The organism is Chitinophaga costaii, assembly GCF_900094705.1.
Classification (GTDB): domain Bacteria; phylum Bacteroidota; class Bacteroidia; order Chitinophagales; family Chitinophagaceae; genus Chitinophaga; species Chitinophaga costaii.
This window is the reverse complement of record NZ_FMAR01000004.1, coordinates 164111-180202: the sequence shown is the minus strand read 5'-3', so window position 1 is coordinate 180202 and position 16092 is coordinate 164111. Positions and strand designations below refer to the sequence as shown.

Below are 16092 nucleotides of genomic sequence, written 5' to 3'. Positions count from 1 at the left end.
ATCTTATCCAATTAATTGCTTGATTACCGGGGCTTTCTAGTGATCTTCATCACGGTATTGAAGCGGATCAAAAATTTAATAACTTGTTAATTATCAACCGTTTAATCAAAAATTAATTTGTTTTTATACCCTACATCGCTGTATTTTTGTATTGTTAAAATTGTGTTATAATCCGGTCATGTTATGAAACCAACAATTGTATAGCCACTGCTCGGCAAACGCAAACGATCCTAACAGCAACCGGTGATCGTCCCTTTCTAAAACTTTTATTGCACACGTTATGAAGCTAAAGTTTCTGGCCTTCCTGGCCTTGCTGCTGACAGTTAGTATGCTGTCTATCGCGCAAAACATTTCCGTACACGGTTCGGTGAGTGATACCCTGGGCAATTCCTTGCCAGGTGTAACCATCCGCGTAGTGGGTACCGCCAATGGTACCACCACCGATGTGAAAGGTGAATTTACCTTAAATGCACCGGGTACCGCCTCATTGGAATTTTCCTACATTGGTTATAAGACCGCTACCGTGGCCATTGGCAACCGGGAAAACCTCATTGTGCACCTGAGCGCTTTAGGCACCGATCTAAACCAGGTAGTGGTGGTAGGGTATGGCACCCAACGCAAAAAAGACCTTACCGGCTCCGTGTCGGTGGTGAATGCGGCCGACTTTGCCAACCGCCCTATTGTAAATGCGGCAGAAGCCCTGCAAGGCAAGGCCGCCGGCGTACAGGTAACCTCCGTATCTGGTAAACCAGGCGCCGGGCTGTCTATTCGCATCCGCGGTTCCTCCTCTATCAGTTCGGGCAATGACCCGCTGTATGTGGTAGACGGTATTATCACGCCAGACATCAATGCGTATAACGCAGACGATATAGAGTCGTTTTCCGTACTGAAAGACGCCGCCTCCACCGCCATTTATGGTACCCGTGCGGCCAACGGGGTGGTGATCATCACCACCAAAAAAGGCCGCTCCGGCAAAGATAAGATCGACGTATCTGCCTATTGGGGTGATAGCAAGCCTACCAAAATGCTGCACGTGCTGAATGCAAAGCAGTACCAGTCCTATATGAATGAAAGCTTTGGCGAAGGTACCATCAGCGATTCCCTGGTAAATGCCGTAGACATTAACTGGCCCGACGAGGCCATTCGTCATGGCAACCAGCAGAACTACCACGTAGCCGCTTCCGGTGGTTCGGAAAAAACCCAACACTACATTTCCGTAGATTACAATAACCAGGTAGGGATGATACGCCCCTCTAAATTTGACCGCCTTACCGGCAGGGTGAACATCAACAGCCAGGCTACCAAATGGCTGACGGTGACCTCCTCTACTATTATCTCGCGGGTAAATAATAACGACGTAACCGATAACCTGAGCAGCGCCAAAGGTGGTGTAGTGGCCTCTGCCCTTACTACCCCACCCACGGTACCCGAATACGCCGCCAACGGATGGATAGGTGCAAACCCTTCCACCGGTTGGGAAAATCCCCTGGGCGCTATCAAAGGCTCCCGCACTAATAATACCAACGACCGCCTGGTGAGCAACCTGGGTGCAGATATCAAGATCTTTAAAGACCTGGTGGTATCCTCCCACTTCGGCATTGACTATAAAAACGATAAAGGCACCTACTTCCTGGACCCCTTCCTGACCAACTATGGCCGTGGACAGGGCGGTTCTTTGTCGCAGACCACTTCTACAGAACTGAGCTGGCTGAGCGAGCAAACCGTTAAGTACAACCACCGCTGGGGAAAAAGCAATTTTGGCGCACTGGCCGGCTGGACTGTACAGAACTCAGATTGGCAGCAGACTTACATCTCCGCCAGCCGTTTGGATGATGAAAACCGGTTCAAACCCTTCAATACCATGTGGCAGCTTACCCACGTAAAGGGTCTGCCGAGCATTAGCCAGGACCAATGGGCGCTCATCTCCTACCTGGGTCGCGTGAATTATGATTGGGATGGTAAATATCTTTTCGAAGCCAATATCCGCGATGATAAATCTTCTAAGTTCAGTCCGGACAACCGTAACGCCGCCTTCCCTTCCGTGTCTGTAGGCTGGAGAATTTCCCAGGAACCATTTATGCAAAATGTGCGCTTTGTGAACGACCTGAAATTACGGGCAGGCTGGGGTCAGAACGGTAACCAGGAGGGCATTGGCAGCTACGATTGGCGCAGCCTCTACACCTATAACCTGGTAACTGATAACGAACCGTTATCTACCAACCCCTCCAATATCGCCTCTAACGACCTGAGATGGGAAACCACTTCCCAGACCAACGTAGGGTTTGATGCCAGCCTCCTAAACAACCGGCTGACTGTAACCGGTGATTTTTATTGGAAAAAAACCAAAAATGTGCTGCTACCTATATACCTCTCCGGAGAGATCGTGTCTAGCGTGGTGGTAAACCAGGCCCAATTGCGGAACGTTGGCCAGGAAGTGGCCATTTCCAGCAAGAATATTGTAGGTAAAGACTTTAACTGGAGCACCGACTTCAATATCTCCTTTAACCAAAATACAGTGCAGGCGCTCAATGGCGACATTACATCCATGCCCAGCTTTGGTAGCATTTATGGCCGTGGTAATGCCATTAACCTGATTGTAGGTCATCCGTTGGGTGAGTTCTATGGTTATATAGCCGGCGGTGTAGATCCAAATACCGGCCAGGAACTGTACCGCACCAGCACCGGCGAATTGGCCCCCTACGGCTCTACCGATGGTAAAGGTGTAAAACCCTCCGATCGCCGCCTGCTGGGCAATGCGCAACCTACCTTTGTGTATGGCTTGACCAATAACCTGAGTTACAAAAACTTTAACCTGTCTGTATTCATTCAGGGTTCTCAGGGTAATAAGATTTACAACGGTATGCGCACGGAACTGGAAGGCATGATGAATACCTCCAACCAAAGCACTGCCGTGCTGCACCGCTGGAAACAAGTAGGCGACATCACAGACATCCCGGCAGTTAGCCCCAACAGTGTGAATAACTCGGTGATCTCTACCCGCTTCCTGGAAAACGGTTCTTACCTCCGCTTCAAAACCATTACCCTGTCTTACAACATACCTGAACGCATCCTGAACCACATTGGCATTGGGTCTGCATCTGTTTACATATCCGGTCAGAACCTGATTACCATTACTAAATACACTGGCTTCGACCCCGAAGTAAGCAGTTATGCAGGACCTAGCAACAGCAGCGTAGACCGTAACGTTTCTTTGGGTATAGACAATGGCGCTTATCCGCAGGCTAAGACATTCCTGGCAGGTATTAATATCAGTTTAAAATAAAGCGGCATCCGTAAATTTTTAAACACCTTCAAATTGAATCGTAACATGAAAAATATATTCCGCTATAAGATTTCCATCCTGGTACTGGCCGCCGGTGCATGGACTAGTTGCAACAAATTACTGGATAAAGATCCCACCACACAGGGCATCCGTACCACCGATTCTACTACCATCAGCGCCACACAGGCAGAGGCCTCTATGCAGGGCCTTTACCAGTACTACAAAAACGACGTACAGGAATGGTCTATTTTCGATAAGATCACCAATGGCGATGTGATTGCTGACAACTGCTACGCGGGTGGCGACAATTCCGACAACATTACGCTGGATCAATTTTCAGCCAATTCCCTGAATGGAAACGTGAACCGCGACTTTGCAGATGGCTATGCCTTTATAGGCCGTGCCAACATCACCATTCACGATGTGTCGCGCAGTGTAGACCCGGCCCTTACGGAAGCCCGCCGCGCGCAAATCCTGTCCGAAGCCATGTTTATGCGTGCCTTCAACTATTTTGACCTGGTGCAGTTATATGGCCGTATTCCTTTAAAACTGGAACCTTCCGACAACAGCAGCGCAGAAGCCCTGATCAATTCTTCCCTGAAACCGCAGGTAGGTTCAGACACCATCTACCAGGCCATCCTGAACGACCTTTGGTATGCAAAAGAACATGCCCAGGAAATCGGGGCTACCTCTTCCAAATACATTGTTTCCAAAGGTGCCGTATGGGCCCTACTGGCCAAAGTATATGCCACCATGCCTACGCCCAACTGGGACTCTGTAAGCTACTACTGCGATCAGGTAATCCCGCATTACAGCCTGGTAAGCGATTATACTTACCTGTGGGATAACAAGCATAAAAGCAACACAGAAGCCATCTGGGAAATGGTGTACGATGGTTATGACAGCGGCGATAAAATCGGCGACTGGATACCCTCCATCTTTGTGGGCATGGATGACGTTACCAAACAATTTATAGGTGGTGGCTGGAAAAAATTCAGCACCCCGACCAACGACCTGGTAAACCTCTTTGTGAAAGATGGCGATAGCATACGCTTACACGCTTCTATTACCTTCCTCAACGTATCCGGACAATTTACCGACAACTACTGGCCTGTAAGCCGTTATCCTTTCATCACCAAGTATAATGATCCTAACCATGGTGTGAACGACTATTACCCGCTGCGCCTTCCGGACATCCTGTTACTGAAAGCAGAGGCACTGGTACAGAAAGGCGATATAAACAGCGCGATGGACCTGGTAAAACAAATCCGCGCTCGCGTAAGCCTGGGGGCTAAAACAGCTACCAGTGCAGACCAGGCCAACCAGGTAATTGCCGATGAAAGACGCGAGGAACTGGCCTTTGAAGGACACCGCTGGTTTGATCTGCTGCGCACCGGAAAGGCACAGCAGGTAATGGAAGCGCAAAAAGACGGCAACGGCGTATCCCTGGGCTACAATGTACCTGATTACCGGCTGGTGCTGCCCATTCCACAAAACCAGATAGATCTTAATCCAAGACTTACGCAAAATCCAAATTACTAAATATTACTACCTGCAGGGCCGGCCTTCAAAAGTCCGGCCCTGCTTACTTTATAACGTGAACGAATAAACGTACTATGTACACGTTCACTACATCGTTTTCGTCCAATTTTTAACGGAATACCGCCACTGCCTTCTTTTTTGACACTGAATCTTGTACTTTGTACCGTATTCATATTCCACGTAAAAAACGATTGATCTTACCTAAAAGCATTTCCATGAAGTACACCGGATGGTACGGCATTATAGCCGGCTGCTGCTGCATTTTTTCTGCACAGGCACAGCAAAAGCCCACAACCTTGCCCTTAACAAAACGTAGCATTGTTGTTTATAAAACCGCCGCCAACACGCAACTCCGCATTACTCCTACCGATACCCTGCACTTTACGCCACTGGGCCAGCCCCTGGAAACGCAGGTATGTGTGTTCGTAGACCCTACCCACCGCTTCCAGACCGTGGTAGGTTTCGGCGGTGCCATTACAGACGCTGCTGCAGAAGTGTTTGGCAAACTGCCCGCTGCCAGCCAGCAGGAACTGCTCACGGCCTATTACGACCCGCAGCAAGGCATTGGCTACAACCTGGTGCGCACCACCATTGCCAGCAGCGACTTTTCCAGCGGGTCTTATGCTTACGTGCAGGAAGGCGATGCGGCGCTAAAAACGTTTAACATAGATCACGACCGCCAGTTCCGCATTCCCCTCATTAAAGCGGCCATGAAAACCGCCGGCGGCAAGCTGGATGTATTTGCCACGCCATGGTCGCCCTACGGCTGGATGAAAACGAACAATAATGTGTTGCAGGGTGGTAAATTACTACCTCAGTTCCGCCAGGCCTGGGCCAATCATTATGTGAAATTTATACAGGCCTACGAAAAAGAAGGCATTCCCATCTGGGGCCTGTCTGTACAGAACGAGCCCATGGCCACCCAAAAATGGGAGTCCTGCATATTTACCGGCGAAGAAGAAAGAGATTTTATCAAATCTTTCCTGGGCCCTACCCTCCAACGCGCAGGATATGGTAGCAAAAAACTCATGGCCTGGGATCATAACCGCGACCTGATTTACCAGCGCGCCTCCACCGTACTGAATGACCCCGCCGCCGCCAAATACTTATGGGGCGTGGCTTTCCATTGGTACGAAAACTGGTCGGGCGGCGCTAAGATGCTGGAAAACGTAGCCCGCGTACACGAAGCATTTCCCAACACCCACCTGATGTTTACCGAAGGTTGTATTGAAAAATTCAACTGGGATAAAATAGCCGACTGGCAATACGGGGAGATCTATGGACAAAACATTATTTCCGACTTTAATAACGGCACCGTAGGCTGGACAGACTGGAACATCCTGCTGGACGAGCAGGGCGGCCCTAACCACGTAGGCAACTACTGCATGGCGCCCATACATGCCAAGGATGGCAAATTGTATTACAGCAATGCATTTTACTATATTGGCCATTTCTCCAAATTCGTGAAGGCCGGCGCCAAACGCATTGCGGCCACTCCCAGCCGCAGCAAACTACTCAGCACTGCGTTCGTGAACCCCGATGGCAAAACCGTGGTGGAAGTGATGAACCAGAGCGATGAAGCAGTTCCTTTTTACCTGTGGGTGAATGGACAGGCTGCTACAACCAATAGCCTGCCCCACTCTATGACCACTTTTGTGTACTGATTTTTTTTGATCCTGATATAAGTGATGATGAACAATACCTATTGCCGGTATGCCTGGATGATGGCCTTCGTATTGGCCGGCGCTACTGCCTGTAAAACTTCCCGCCCTGCGGGCTTTACCCCGCCACCCGCCGCTTCGCAAGCCGTGGAATGCTGGCTCACGGATCCAGACAGTACGGCCCGTTTGGAGTACCAGCCTGTTATCCATTTCAGCAACACCGCTTCGGCAGCGCCGCTGATCACCCTTAACGAGCAGGAAACCTACCAGACCATGGATGGATTTGGCTGTACCCTCACAGGCGGCAGCGCCACCCTGATCATGCAGATGGATGCCGCTTCCCGGCAGAAGCTGTTGCAGGAGCTGTTTGGCAAAGGACCCAACCGGCTGAACATGAGTTACCTGCGCATCAGCATCGCGGCGTCCGATATGAATGCCAGCGTATTTTCGTACGATGATATGCCCACCGGGCAAACCGATACTACGCTGGCCCACTTCACTTTAGGCCCCGATCAAAACGACGTGGTGCCGGTGCTGCAACAAATATTGAAGATAAACCCTATGCTGAAAATACTGGGTTCACCGTGGTCGGCTCCTGTATGGATGAAGGATAACGGCGATACCCGTGGCGGCAGTTTGTTGCCCCGCTATTATGGTGCGTATGCCCGCTACTTTGTACGCTACATCCAGGCCATGAAGGCCAACGGTATTCCCATCAACGCCATCACGGTGCAGAACGAACCCTTGCACCCCGGCAATAATCCCAGTATGAAAATGCTGCCTGAAGACCAGGCCGCATTTGTACGCGACGCACTGGGACCAGCTTTTGAAAGGGCACATATTAAAACCAAGATTATCATCTACGATCATAACTGTGACCGGCCAGATTACCCCATCACCGTGCTTAACGACCCGGAGGCCAACAAGTATATTGACGGCAGCGCCTTTCACCTTTATGGTGGTAAGATAGAAGCGATGAGCGAAGTGCATAACGCATTTCCTAATAAAAACATTTACTTCACCGAGCAGTGGATCGGTGCGCCCGGTCACCTGAAAAAAGACCTGGACGAACACATCCGCCTGCTCACTATTGGCGCTTCCCGTAACTGGGCCCGCACGGTACTGGAATGGAACCTCGCCGCAGACCCGCATCAAAACCCGCACACCGACCGGGGCGGCTGCAATGGTTGCCTAGGTGCCATCACGCTAGACGCTAGCAACGTAGTACGCAACCCTGCCTATTACATCATTGGGCATGCCGCGGCCTTTGTACTGCCCGGCGCTGTTCGCATAGCCAGCAATACCAGTGAAGAACTACCCAACGTAGCCTTTAAACGCCCCGATGGCAAGCAGGTATTGATTGTGCTGAACCATAGCCAGCAGGCACAGACCTTTACAGTAGTAACTAACAAAGGAAATTTTCAAGGGAGCTTGCATGCGGGTGCCGTAGCAACCTATTTGTGGTAAAAATGTGTGTTTCATTCCTCGTATCAAAAGGTCGCAATATATACTTGCGACCTTTTTCTGGGTGAATAAACCGCCCATCATTTTGAGGAGCAACACTTTCAGGGCCTCCAAAAAATACCGGGTAACATACCAGCCTATAAAAAAAAGCAACATCTTCCAGACTACCTACAATAAACCCAAAACGTTTGTCTTTGTCTTATTTATTTGGAGTGCAAAACAAGAAATCTATACAAACAAGGCAGCAGGCATTCAGGTATCAGGGCAATGTAATCAACACTTTTTCTATCCGGTGATCCTCCATCTTCAAAATCTTAAACTTCACATTATGCGCCGCTATCTCCTCTCCTTCCGTGGGGATGCGTTGCCATTTCTCCAGCAGCATGGCCGCCAGGGTCAGGAACTGCCGCTCATTTACCGGCACCCAATCTATACCCAGCGCCTCCTTTAAAGTGTATAAGCGCACAGCACCCGGCGCTATCCAGGTTTTGGGCGATTGCTGTTGCAGGTATGGATTTTCTTTACCCGTGTTGCGCAGGTTGCCAAACAATGCAGAACCTACATCGTAAATGGTGATCACGCCTTCAAAGTTTCCAAACTCGTTCACCACTACCCCAAAGGGCCACATACTTACCTGGAACTGCTGGAACACAATGGGCAAAGGTTGATGAATGGCGATAAAACAAGGCACTTTCAGTAACTCGGCCAAAGACTTTTCCGGGTACATAAAAAACTCCTTCGACATGATCACCCCGGTGATGCGGTCTTTGTCATCGTGGTACACCGGGAAGCAGGTAAAGTCGTACTTGCGCAGCAACACGGCCATTTCCTCCCGGGACATATCATCGCGGAGCGCTACCACCAAGTGGCGGGGTGTCATGATATACTGGGCTTTCAGGTCGTTAAAGTTAAAAACATTTTGGTGCAGCTTCAGCTCATTTTTCTCCAGGATGCCCTGTTTGTAGGCGGTACTGAGCATGGTGCGCAGGTCGCCTTCTGTAATGGTTTCTTTCTTGTCGTTTTTAATGCCGAATGCCTTGAGTAGTAGTTGTGTGCTTACAGTAAGCAATTTCACAAAAGGATAAGTGAGGCGGGTAAACCAGTACAGCGAAGTGCTGATAAACAGCGCCGTGCGATGCGGAAATTGCAGGGCCAGCGATTTGGGAATCAATTCACCCAGTACAATGGTAATGTAGGTAATGATCCCTATGCTCAACACCAGCCCAGTAATATGGGCCACGTTTGCATGCATACCCCAGCGCAGTAATACAGGCGATACCCACAATGCCAGCCGCTCCCCGCCATATAACCCTTCAATAATGCCCACCAGGGTAATGCCTACCTGAATGGAGCTGAGAAATTCCTCCGGGTCGTTGAGCAGGGAAAGAGTGCGGGCGGCCTGCTGGTTGCCTTCCTCGGCTTCTTCGGTGAGCCGGCCTTTGTTTACCGATACCAGCGCAATCTCCGCCAGGGAAAAATAACCGTTTAAAACGATCAGCAAAATGATAATAAACCAGAATAGCAGCATAGCACAGAATTGGCATCAATATTCAGACCGGAAAATACGTCCCGCCCCATTTGTAAAAAAACAATGATATCCATCATCAGGTTAAAAAATTGCAGCGGAAACAAAACCTTACAACAGCAAATTAGCGTATATATGGACTTTAACCTACGCGCTCCTATAAAATTTACCCTTTAAAATCGTCCCCCTATGGGCCATCATTTTCACCTCGTCAACTATGACAAGGTTATGCAGATCGTTCATGAATGGATGGAGGTAAGGTAATGCATAAGGAAGCGATACAACTCCATCACCAGCAACTGCGTTACGAAGCTTTTTTAAGTTTCGCCACCAGCTTAAGCAACTGCAACGATATACCAGGCGTAAGAAAGGTGTTAAGTATCCACCTGAAAAGGATAGTAGATTTTTTTGTACTTACTTTTTATGTGAAATACGGAAACACGGTGCTACATTTTAAAATAACCAAGAGCAGTAGTTCCTATGTGAAGGCCGAAGCGGCCGTAAGGGCCGGCACGTTTGAAGCCGGTGTGGCTGCCACAGGGCTACCCCTTCACCTTTCCGGCCAGGCATTGCTACGGCACCCGCTTTTACACAGCGCACATTTTTCACACACGCGCATACAGCATGTGTACGCTCTGCCGCTGCTGCACACACCAAATATGTACCTCGTGGTGGCAGCAGCATCGACCCATCCCCAACACACGCCCGCCGCAGATGAAAATTTCCTTCGCCTCATTGGCCAATCTTTATACTGCAAGCTTTCTCAGCTTTTGCTACAGGCTCATATAGATGATCTGCAATCCAGGCTGGAACAACAGCGAGCCGAAATCACGCGGCTCAATCAAAGCCTGGAAATGAGCATCCGGGTAGCTACGGAAAAACTGGTCAGTAGCAATGAGGAATTACGCAGCTTGTTTTATCACACTGCGCACGAATTCAGGGCACCGCTCATGAACATCCTGGCACATGCTAACCTGGCAGAAATGTTATTCACCGACCCGCACGTATTAGAAATGTTTGCCGGCAACCGTGCGGCTGTGCATAACCTGGATCGCATGCTGGTAAAATTAAACTCCCTCAGCAACGATGCCAGCCAGACTAAATTTGAAACAATAGACTTTCATAAAATTTTCACCGCCTTGCTGCATCGTTTCGATGCAGCCATCACAGCGCAAAACGCCCGCATATCCCTGCACGATCAAAGCATCCTGCCCTTATATTCCAATGCCCGCATGATCAGCAACATCCTGGAATACCTGTTGGAAAATGCCTTGTTATATTCCCGTGGGCAACCCGTTATTAGCTTGAAAATTCTGAACCTGGAAGGGCAATGTCTTATCACCCTGCAAGACAATGGGCAGGGCATTCCAGCAGCCCTGCACGAAAGGGTATTTGACATGTACTTTCGCGGAAACGCCGCCTCCACCGGCCATGGGCTGGGCCTTTATGTGGCCCGTAAGCTGGTGGGGCAGCTACAGGGTTCCATATGGCTGGAAAGCGAAAGCAACGCCTATACCCGGGTGCATGTAAGTTTCCCCAGCACCCACCCATGAACAGGCAGCAACCCGCATATGTACCAGCAAATACTTTGTTAAATTCCCGACCCGTCCTAAAAACTCCCTCTTGCAAAAGCGGTTTCGCTGATTATTATTTACATTTGCCCCGATTTGAAATCTAGCATGCAAATTTTAGTCAAACAAGCCACCATCATATGGCCCGCATCTTCTCTGCACGGGCTTCAGCAAGATATTTTAATTGATCAGGGTACAATTGCCGCCATAGGTCAGGGTCTTTCGGCACCTAACGCCCGCGTGATAGCAGGTGCTGGCCTGCATGTATCACCTGGATGGGTCGATGTATTTGCCCACTTCAGCGACCCGGGCGAAGAGCATAAGGAAGACCTGCAAAGCGGCATGCGTGCGGCGGCAAAGGGTGGCTTCACTACGGTGATGATTGTGCCTAATACCCAGCCCGCGCTGTACACCAAGCCTCAGATAGAATATATACACAGCAGGAGCCGGGGCAGCGCTGTACAAGTATTGCCCATAGGCGCAGTGTCCAAAAATCTGGAAGGCACTGCGCTGGCAGAAATGTACGAAATGCAGCACGCAGGTGCCATCGCCTTCTCCGATGGCCTGAAACCTATTCAGTCTTCTGGTATCCTGCTCAAAGCCCTCCAATACGTAAAAGCTTTCAATGGCATCGTAATACAACTGCCCGACGATAAAAACATCTCGGCCCACGGCCTCATGCACGAAGGCATTTTCAGCACCCGGCTGGGCATGCCTGGCAAACCCGCTATTGCCGAAGAACTTATGGTACAGCGCGACATTGACCTGGCAAAATATACAGGCTCCCGCCTGCACCTCACCGGCATCAGCACCCGCAAGTCTGTGGAGCTGGTAGCCGCTGCCAAGGCCGACGGCATACAGGTAACCTGCTCGGTAACGCCCTACCACCTAAGCCTTACCGATGGCGCCCTCTGGGAATACAATACTAACCTTAAAGTAAATCCTCCCCTGCGCACCCAGGACGATGTGGACGCCCTGCGCGAAGCCGTGCAGGCCGGCCTGATCGACTGCTTTGCTACCCATCATCTGCCACAGGACTGGGACGCCAAAGAGGTGGAATTTGAATACGCCAAAAATGGCATGATAGGCCTGGAAAGCGCCTTCGGTGTGCTGCGAAAACACCTGCCAGCACTCCCCCTGGAGCAACTGGTAGCCATGCTTGCAACCCAGCCCCGCCAGCTCTTCGGACTGGAGGCTCCCCGGCTAGAAACCGGCGCAATAGCTAATCTTACGGTATTTGATCCGGAAACCGAGTGGACCTTTACCGAACAAGACATTGCCTCCAGGTCTAAAAATTCCGCGTATCTTGGCACCGTGCTGAAAGGCAAAGTCCTGGGCGTGATCAATGGCAGCCTATCCAACTTTTAAATTGTATCCATGGAAGACAACACGCAAAATCCAGGGCTAAAGTGGGGACTCCTGTCAGGTGCCCTGCTCATCGCTACCCACCTGGCCTTTTTTATGGCCGGCAGTAACCAGCAGTTTGGCCTGGCCTACACACTAACGGCTTTCTTCATTATACTCATAGGGGCAGTGGTAGCCGGGATCATACAACGCCGCCACTTCGGCGGCTTCATTGCGTTTCGCCCGGTGCTGAAGCAAACTTTTCTGGTTTGCGTCATCAGCATCACCCTGTTTTGCGTGTACCAGTACGTTTATTATAACTTTATAGACATCACGGCGGCCGATAAAGAACGCACCTTCAACGTGCAGGTGATTCGCAAAATGATGACCACCTTCCAGTCTAAACCCAACGAGATTGCCGATGCGGTTAAAAATTTGGAAGCCACCGATTATCACATGACAATCGGCGTATTTTTCTATAAATTGGTGCAATACATTATCCGTTATTTTGTATTGGCATGCATTGTGTCCCTGATCATTCGCCGGAAAGCACCGGTGACATCAAACATTTAACCATATCAACTTTAGTATGGACATATCCGTGATCGTTCCGTTAAAAAACGAAGAAGAATCACTGCCAGAGCTGGCAGCCTGGATTGCGCGCGTGATGCAGGACAACAATTTTTCCTACGACATCTGGATGATAGACGACGGCAGCACCGACCGCTCCTGGGAAGTGATCCGCGAACTATCTGACGCCAACCACCATATCAAAGGCATTAAGTTTCAACGCAACTACGGCAAATCTGCCGCCCTCAACGAAGGCTTCCGCCAGGCACAGGGCGATGTGATCATCACGATGGACGCCGACCTGCAAGACAGTCCGGACGAAATACCGGAACTATACCGTATGATCATAACAGATAAATACGACCTTGTGAGCGGCTGGAAAAAGAAACGGTATGATAATGCCGTTACCAAAAACCTGCCTTCCAAATTATATAATTACGCCACCACCCGCATGAGCGGCATTAAACTGCACGACATGAACTGCGGCCTCAAATCTTATAACCGCAAGGTGGTAAAATGTATAGAAGTGTATGGCGAAATGCATCGCTACATTCCCGTACTGGCTAAGTGGAGCGGCTTTCGCCGGATCGGCGAAAAAGTGGTGGAACACCGCGCCCGCAAATATGGCGTGAGTAAGTTTGGGCTGGAACGCTTTATCAACGGCTTCCTGGACCTGGCCTCCATCATGTTTATCGGTAAGTTTGGGAAGCGCCCCATGCATTTTTTTGGCGCACTGGGCTTCCTGTTTTTCTTTATCGGCTTTGTGATTGCCGGCTACCTGGCCTTCGCCAAGCTGGCGTTCGACCAGTATAAAATGACCGAGCGCCCCATTTTCTTCCTGGCCCTCCTGGCCATGATCATCGGCTCCCAGCTATTCCTCACTGGCTTTATCGGTGAGCTGGTAACGCGCAACGCGCCCGAACGGAATAATTACCTGATAGAAGAACAAATCGGCTAATGGCAACACAAAAAATAATTATACTCGGCACTGCCTTCCCCTACCGGGGAGGCATTGCCGCTTACAACGAGCGCCTGGCCCGGGAGCTGCAGCTGCAGGCCGAAGTGGAAATATGGACCTTCACCCTCCAGTATCCCCAATTTCTTTTCCCCGGCCAAAGCCAGTATGCCACCGACCCTGCGCCCACCGACCTCCACATTCGCCGCCTGGTGAACGCCGTGAACCCACTGAACTGGCTGCGCATAGGTCGCATGATGAAGCAATTTGCTCCAGACCTGGTGATTGTGAAATTCTGGCTGCCCTTCATGGGTCCTGCCCTGGGTACTATCCTGCGCATCGGTAAGAAAAACGCCCGCCATACGAAGGTGATTTCCATTCTGGACAATATGATCCCCCACGAAAAACGCCCCGGAGACGTGGCCTTTTCCAAATATTTCCTGAAACCGGTAGACGCCTTCATTGCCATGAGTCAGAAGGTGCTGGACGACCTGCGGCTGTTTGAACCTGCCAAACCCGCCAGCCTCGTACCCCACCCCATCTATGACAATTACGGCCCCATCATCCCCAAGGCAGAAGCCCGCAAACACCTGCACTTGGACCCCGACCAACGTTATATCCTGTTCTTTGGCTTCATCCGCAAATACAAGGGCCTGGACCTGCTGCTGCAAGCCATGGCCGACCCCCGCATCATTGCCGCCAACATTAAATGCATAGTAGCCGGCGAATTCTACGAAGACGCCGCGCCCTACCAAGCACTGATGGAACAACTAAACCTGGGAGACCGGGTGCTGCTGCACACCGATTTTATTCCCAACGACGCGGTAAAAGACTATTTCTGCGCCGCCGACCTGGTAGTACAACCCTATAAAAGCGCTACCCAAAGCGGTATTTCACAAATTGCTTATCATTTTGAGAAGCCCATGGTGGTAACCAGCGTAGGTGGACTCACCGAAATGGTACCCCACGGCGTGGTAGGCTATCAAACCGAGCCGGTACCAGCAGACATTGCCACTGCTATTGTAAAATATTACAACGAAGCACAGGAAGCCCCTATGACAGCCGCCGTAAGGGCTGCCAAACTCCAGTATTCCTGGAGCCGCATTGCCACGGAAATCCATACCTTAGCATCCCTTTAAACTTTGTTATACGGTGATCTACAGAAGCAAAGCGCCGCTACGCATCGGCCTGGCCGGGGGTGGCACGGACGTAAGTCCTTATTCCGATCTTTATGGCGGCGCCATTCTTAACGCCACCATTTCTTTATATGCCCGCGCCGCGATAGAACCGCTGGATAACGGGCAAGTGATCTTCGATGCTGAAGACCGGGGCGAACAACTGACCTACCCGGCATCTATGCAACTGCCCATAGACGGCCAGTTGGATATTCTGAAGGGTGTAGCCAACCGGGTGATGAAAGAATACTGCCAGCAACCCCTCAGCTTCCGGCTCACCACCTTTGTGGACGCCCCCGCCGGATCTGGCCTGGGCACCTCCTCTACCCTGGTAGTAGCCGTGCTGGGCGCTTTCGTGGAATGGCTAAAACTGCCCCTGGGAGAATACGATATTGCCCAGCTCGCCTATGGCATAGAACGGGAAGACTTACAACAAGCAGGTGGCAAACAAGACCAATACGCCGCCACCTTCGGGGGCGTTAATTTTATGGAATTTTACGATAACCGCGTCATCGTAAACCCTTTGCGCATCAAGGACAAATATTTGTATGAGCTGGAAAACAACCTCCTGCTGTATTACACCTCCACCAGCCGCTTAAGTAGCAGTATTATCAGTGAGCAGCAAAAAAATGTGAGCGAGAAAAAAGACGCCTCCATAGATGCCATGCACCACCTGAAAGAACAAGCCGTAATGATGAAAGAAGCCTTGCTGCGAGGGGAAATTCACAAAATTGGCGAGATTTTAGATTATGGGTTTCAACATAAAAAGCAAATGGCCAAAGGAATCTCCAACCAGCAACTGGACAACCTGTATGAAGCCGCCCGCCAGGCGGGGGCTTCCGGCGGAAAAATTTCCGGTGCAGGCGGCGGCGGCTTTATGATTTTCTATTGCCCGGGCAATACCCGTTTTAAAGTAGCCAACACCTTAAAAGCACATGGCGGTCATTTGAAAAGATATCATTTCACGCACCATGGGCTGCATACCTGGAGCCTGTAACGCAC

The 16092-nt window shown here is 50.4% G+C and carries 11 protein-coding genes; 10 read left to right on the top strand and 1 reads right to left on the bottom strand.

The window, feature by feature from the left end; genetic code table 11:
- Positions 1 to 280 precede the first annotated feature (280 nt).
- From GA0116948_RS07745 to GA0116948_RS07730, 4 genes are all read left to right on the top strand, one after another.
- Positions 281 to 3283, top strand: a complete 3003-nt coding sequence (locus GA0116948_RS07745; protein WP_089710792.1) for a SusC/RagA family TonB-linked outer membrane protein — start codon at positions 281 to 283, stop codon at positions 3281 to 3283.
- Positions 3284 to 3328: 45 nt separating this feature from the next.
- Complete coding sequence (locus GA0116948_RS07740) at positions 3329 to 4825, top strand: RagB/SusD family nutrient uptake outer membrane protein (RefSeq protein ID WP_089710791.1); 1497 nt, start codon at positions 3329 to 3331, stop codon at positions 4823 to 4825.
- A 215-nt stretch (positions 4826 to 5040) separates the two neighbouring features.
- Positions 5041 to 6489 (top strand): glycoside hydrolase family 30 protein, encoded by a 1449-nt coding sequence (locus tag GA0116948_RS07735; protein ID WP_089711147.1) that lies wholly within the window; start codon positions 5041 to 5043, stop codon positions 6487 to 6489.
- 24 nt (positions 6490 to 6513) lie between these two features.
- Complete coding sequence (locus GA0116948_RS07730) at positions 6514 to 7953, top strand: glycoside hydrolase family 30 protein (RefSeq protein WP_205686073.1); 1440 nt, start codon at positions 6514 to 6516, stop codon at positions 7951 to 7953.
- Positions 7954 to 8209: 256 nt separating this feature from the next.
- Here GA0116948_RS07730 and GA0116948_RS07725 read toward each other — a convergent pair whose 3' ends face one another.
- Entirely contained in the window at positions 8210 to 9478 is a 1269-nt protein-coding gene (locus tag GA0116948_RS07725) for a hemolysin family protein (protein WP_089710789.1), read from the bottom strand.
- Between the two features lie 260 nt (positions 9479 to 9738).
- Here GA0116948_RS07725 and GA0116948_RS07720 point away from each other — a divergent pair, with 260 nt between their 5' ends.
- The 6 genes from GA0116948_RS07720 (at position 9739) to GA0116948_RS07695 (ending at position 16087) form a co-directional block, all read left to right on the top strand.
- Positions 9739 to 11028 (top strand): sensor histidine kinase, encoded by a 1290-nt coding sequence (locus tag GA0116948_RS07720; protein WP_165798372.1) that lies wholly within the window; start codon positions 9739 to 9741, stop codon positions 11026 to 11028.
- Positions 11029 to 11154: 126 nt separating this feature from the next.
- Positions 11155 to 12414, top strand: coding sequence for a dihydroorotase (locus GA0116948_RS07715; protein ID WP_089710784.1), 1260 nt, complete (start codon positions 11155 to 11157; stop codon positions 12412 to 12414).
- Between the two features lie 9 nt (positions 12415 to 12423).
- Entirely contained in the window at positions 12424 to 12963 is a 540-nt protein-coding gene (locus GA0116948_RS07710; RefSeq protein ID WP_089710782.1) for a DUF4199 domain-containing protein, read from the top strand.
- Positions 12964 to 12979: 16 nt separating this feature from the next.
- Entirely contained in the window at positions 12980 to 13918 is a 939-nt protein-coding gene (locus GA0116948_RS07705) for a glycosyltransferase family 2 protein (RefSeq protein WP_089710780.1), read from the top strand.
- Positions 13918 to 15054 (top strand): glycosyltransferase, encoded by a 1137-nt coding sequence (locus tag GA0116948_RS07700; protein WP_089710778.1) that lies wholly within the window; start codon positions 13918 to 13920, stop codon positions 15052 to 15054. The genes GA0116948_RS07705 and GA0116948_RS07700 overlap by 1 nt, the downstream gene beginning before the upstream one ends.
- Positions 15055 to 15067: 13 nt before the next feature.
- Positions 15068 to 16087, top strand: coding sequence for a GHMP family kinase ATP-binding protein (locus tag GA0116948_RS07695; RefSeq protein WP_089710776.1), 1020 nt, complete (start codon positions 15068 to 15070; stop codon positions 16085 to 16087).
- Positions 16088 to 16092 lie beyond the last annotated feature (5 nt).

Coding starts and splice junctions, on each gene's coding strand:
- GA0116948_RS07745 (WP_089710792.1), top strand. CDS start 281: ATGAAGCTAAAGTTTCTGGCCTTCCTGGCCTTGCTGCTGACAGTTAGT.
- GA0116948_RS07740 (WP_089710791.1), top strand. CDS start 3,329: ATGAAAAATATATTCCGCTATAAGATTTCCATCCTGGTACTGGCCGCC.
- GA0116948_RS07735 (WP_089711147.1), top strand. CDS start 5,041: ATGAAGTACACCGGATGGTACGGCATTATAGCCGGCTGCTGCTGCATT.
- GA0116948_RS07730 (WP_205686073.1), top strand. CDS start 6,514: ATGATGAACAATACCTATTGCCGGTATGCCTGGATGATGGCCTTCGTA.
- GA0116948_RS07725 (WP_089710789.1), bottom strand. CDS start 9,478: ATGCTGCTATTCTGGTTTATTATCATTTTGCTGATCGTTTTAAACGGT.
- GA0116948_RS07720 (WP_165798372.1), top strand. CDS start 9,739: ATGCATAAGGAAGCGATACAACTCCATCACCAGCAACTGCGTTACGAA.
- GA0116948_RS07715 (WP_089710784.1), top strand. CDS start 11,155: ATGCAAATTTTAGTCAAACAAGCCACCATCATATGGCCCGCATCTTCT.
- GA0116948_RS07710 (WP_089710782.1), top strand. CDS start 12,424: ATGGAAGACAACACGCAAAATCCAGGGCTAAAGTGGGGACTCCTGTCA.
- GA0116948_RS07705 (WP_089710780.1), top strand. CDS start 12,980: ATGGACATATCCGTGATCGTTCCGTTAAAAAACGAAGAAGAATCACTG.
- GA0116948_RS07700 (WP_089710778.1), top strand. CDS start 13,918: ATGGCAACACAAAAAATAATTATACTCGGCACTGCCTTCCCCTACCGG.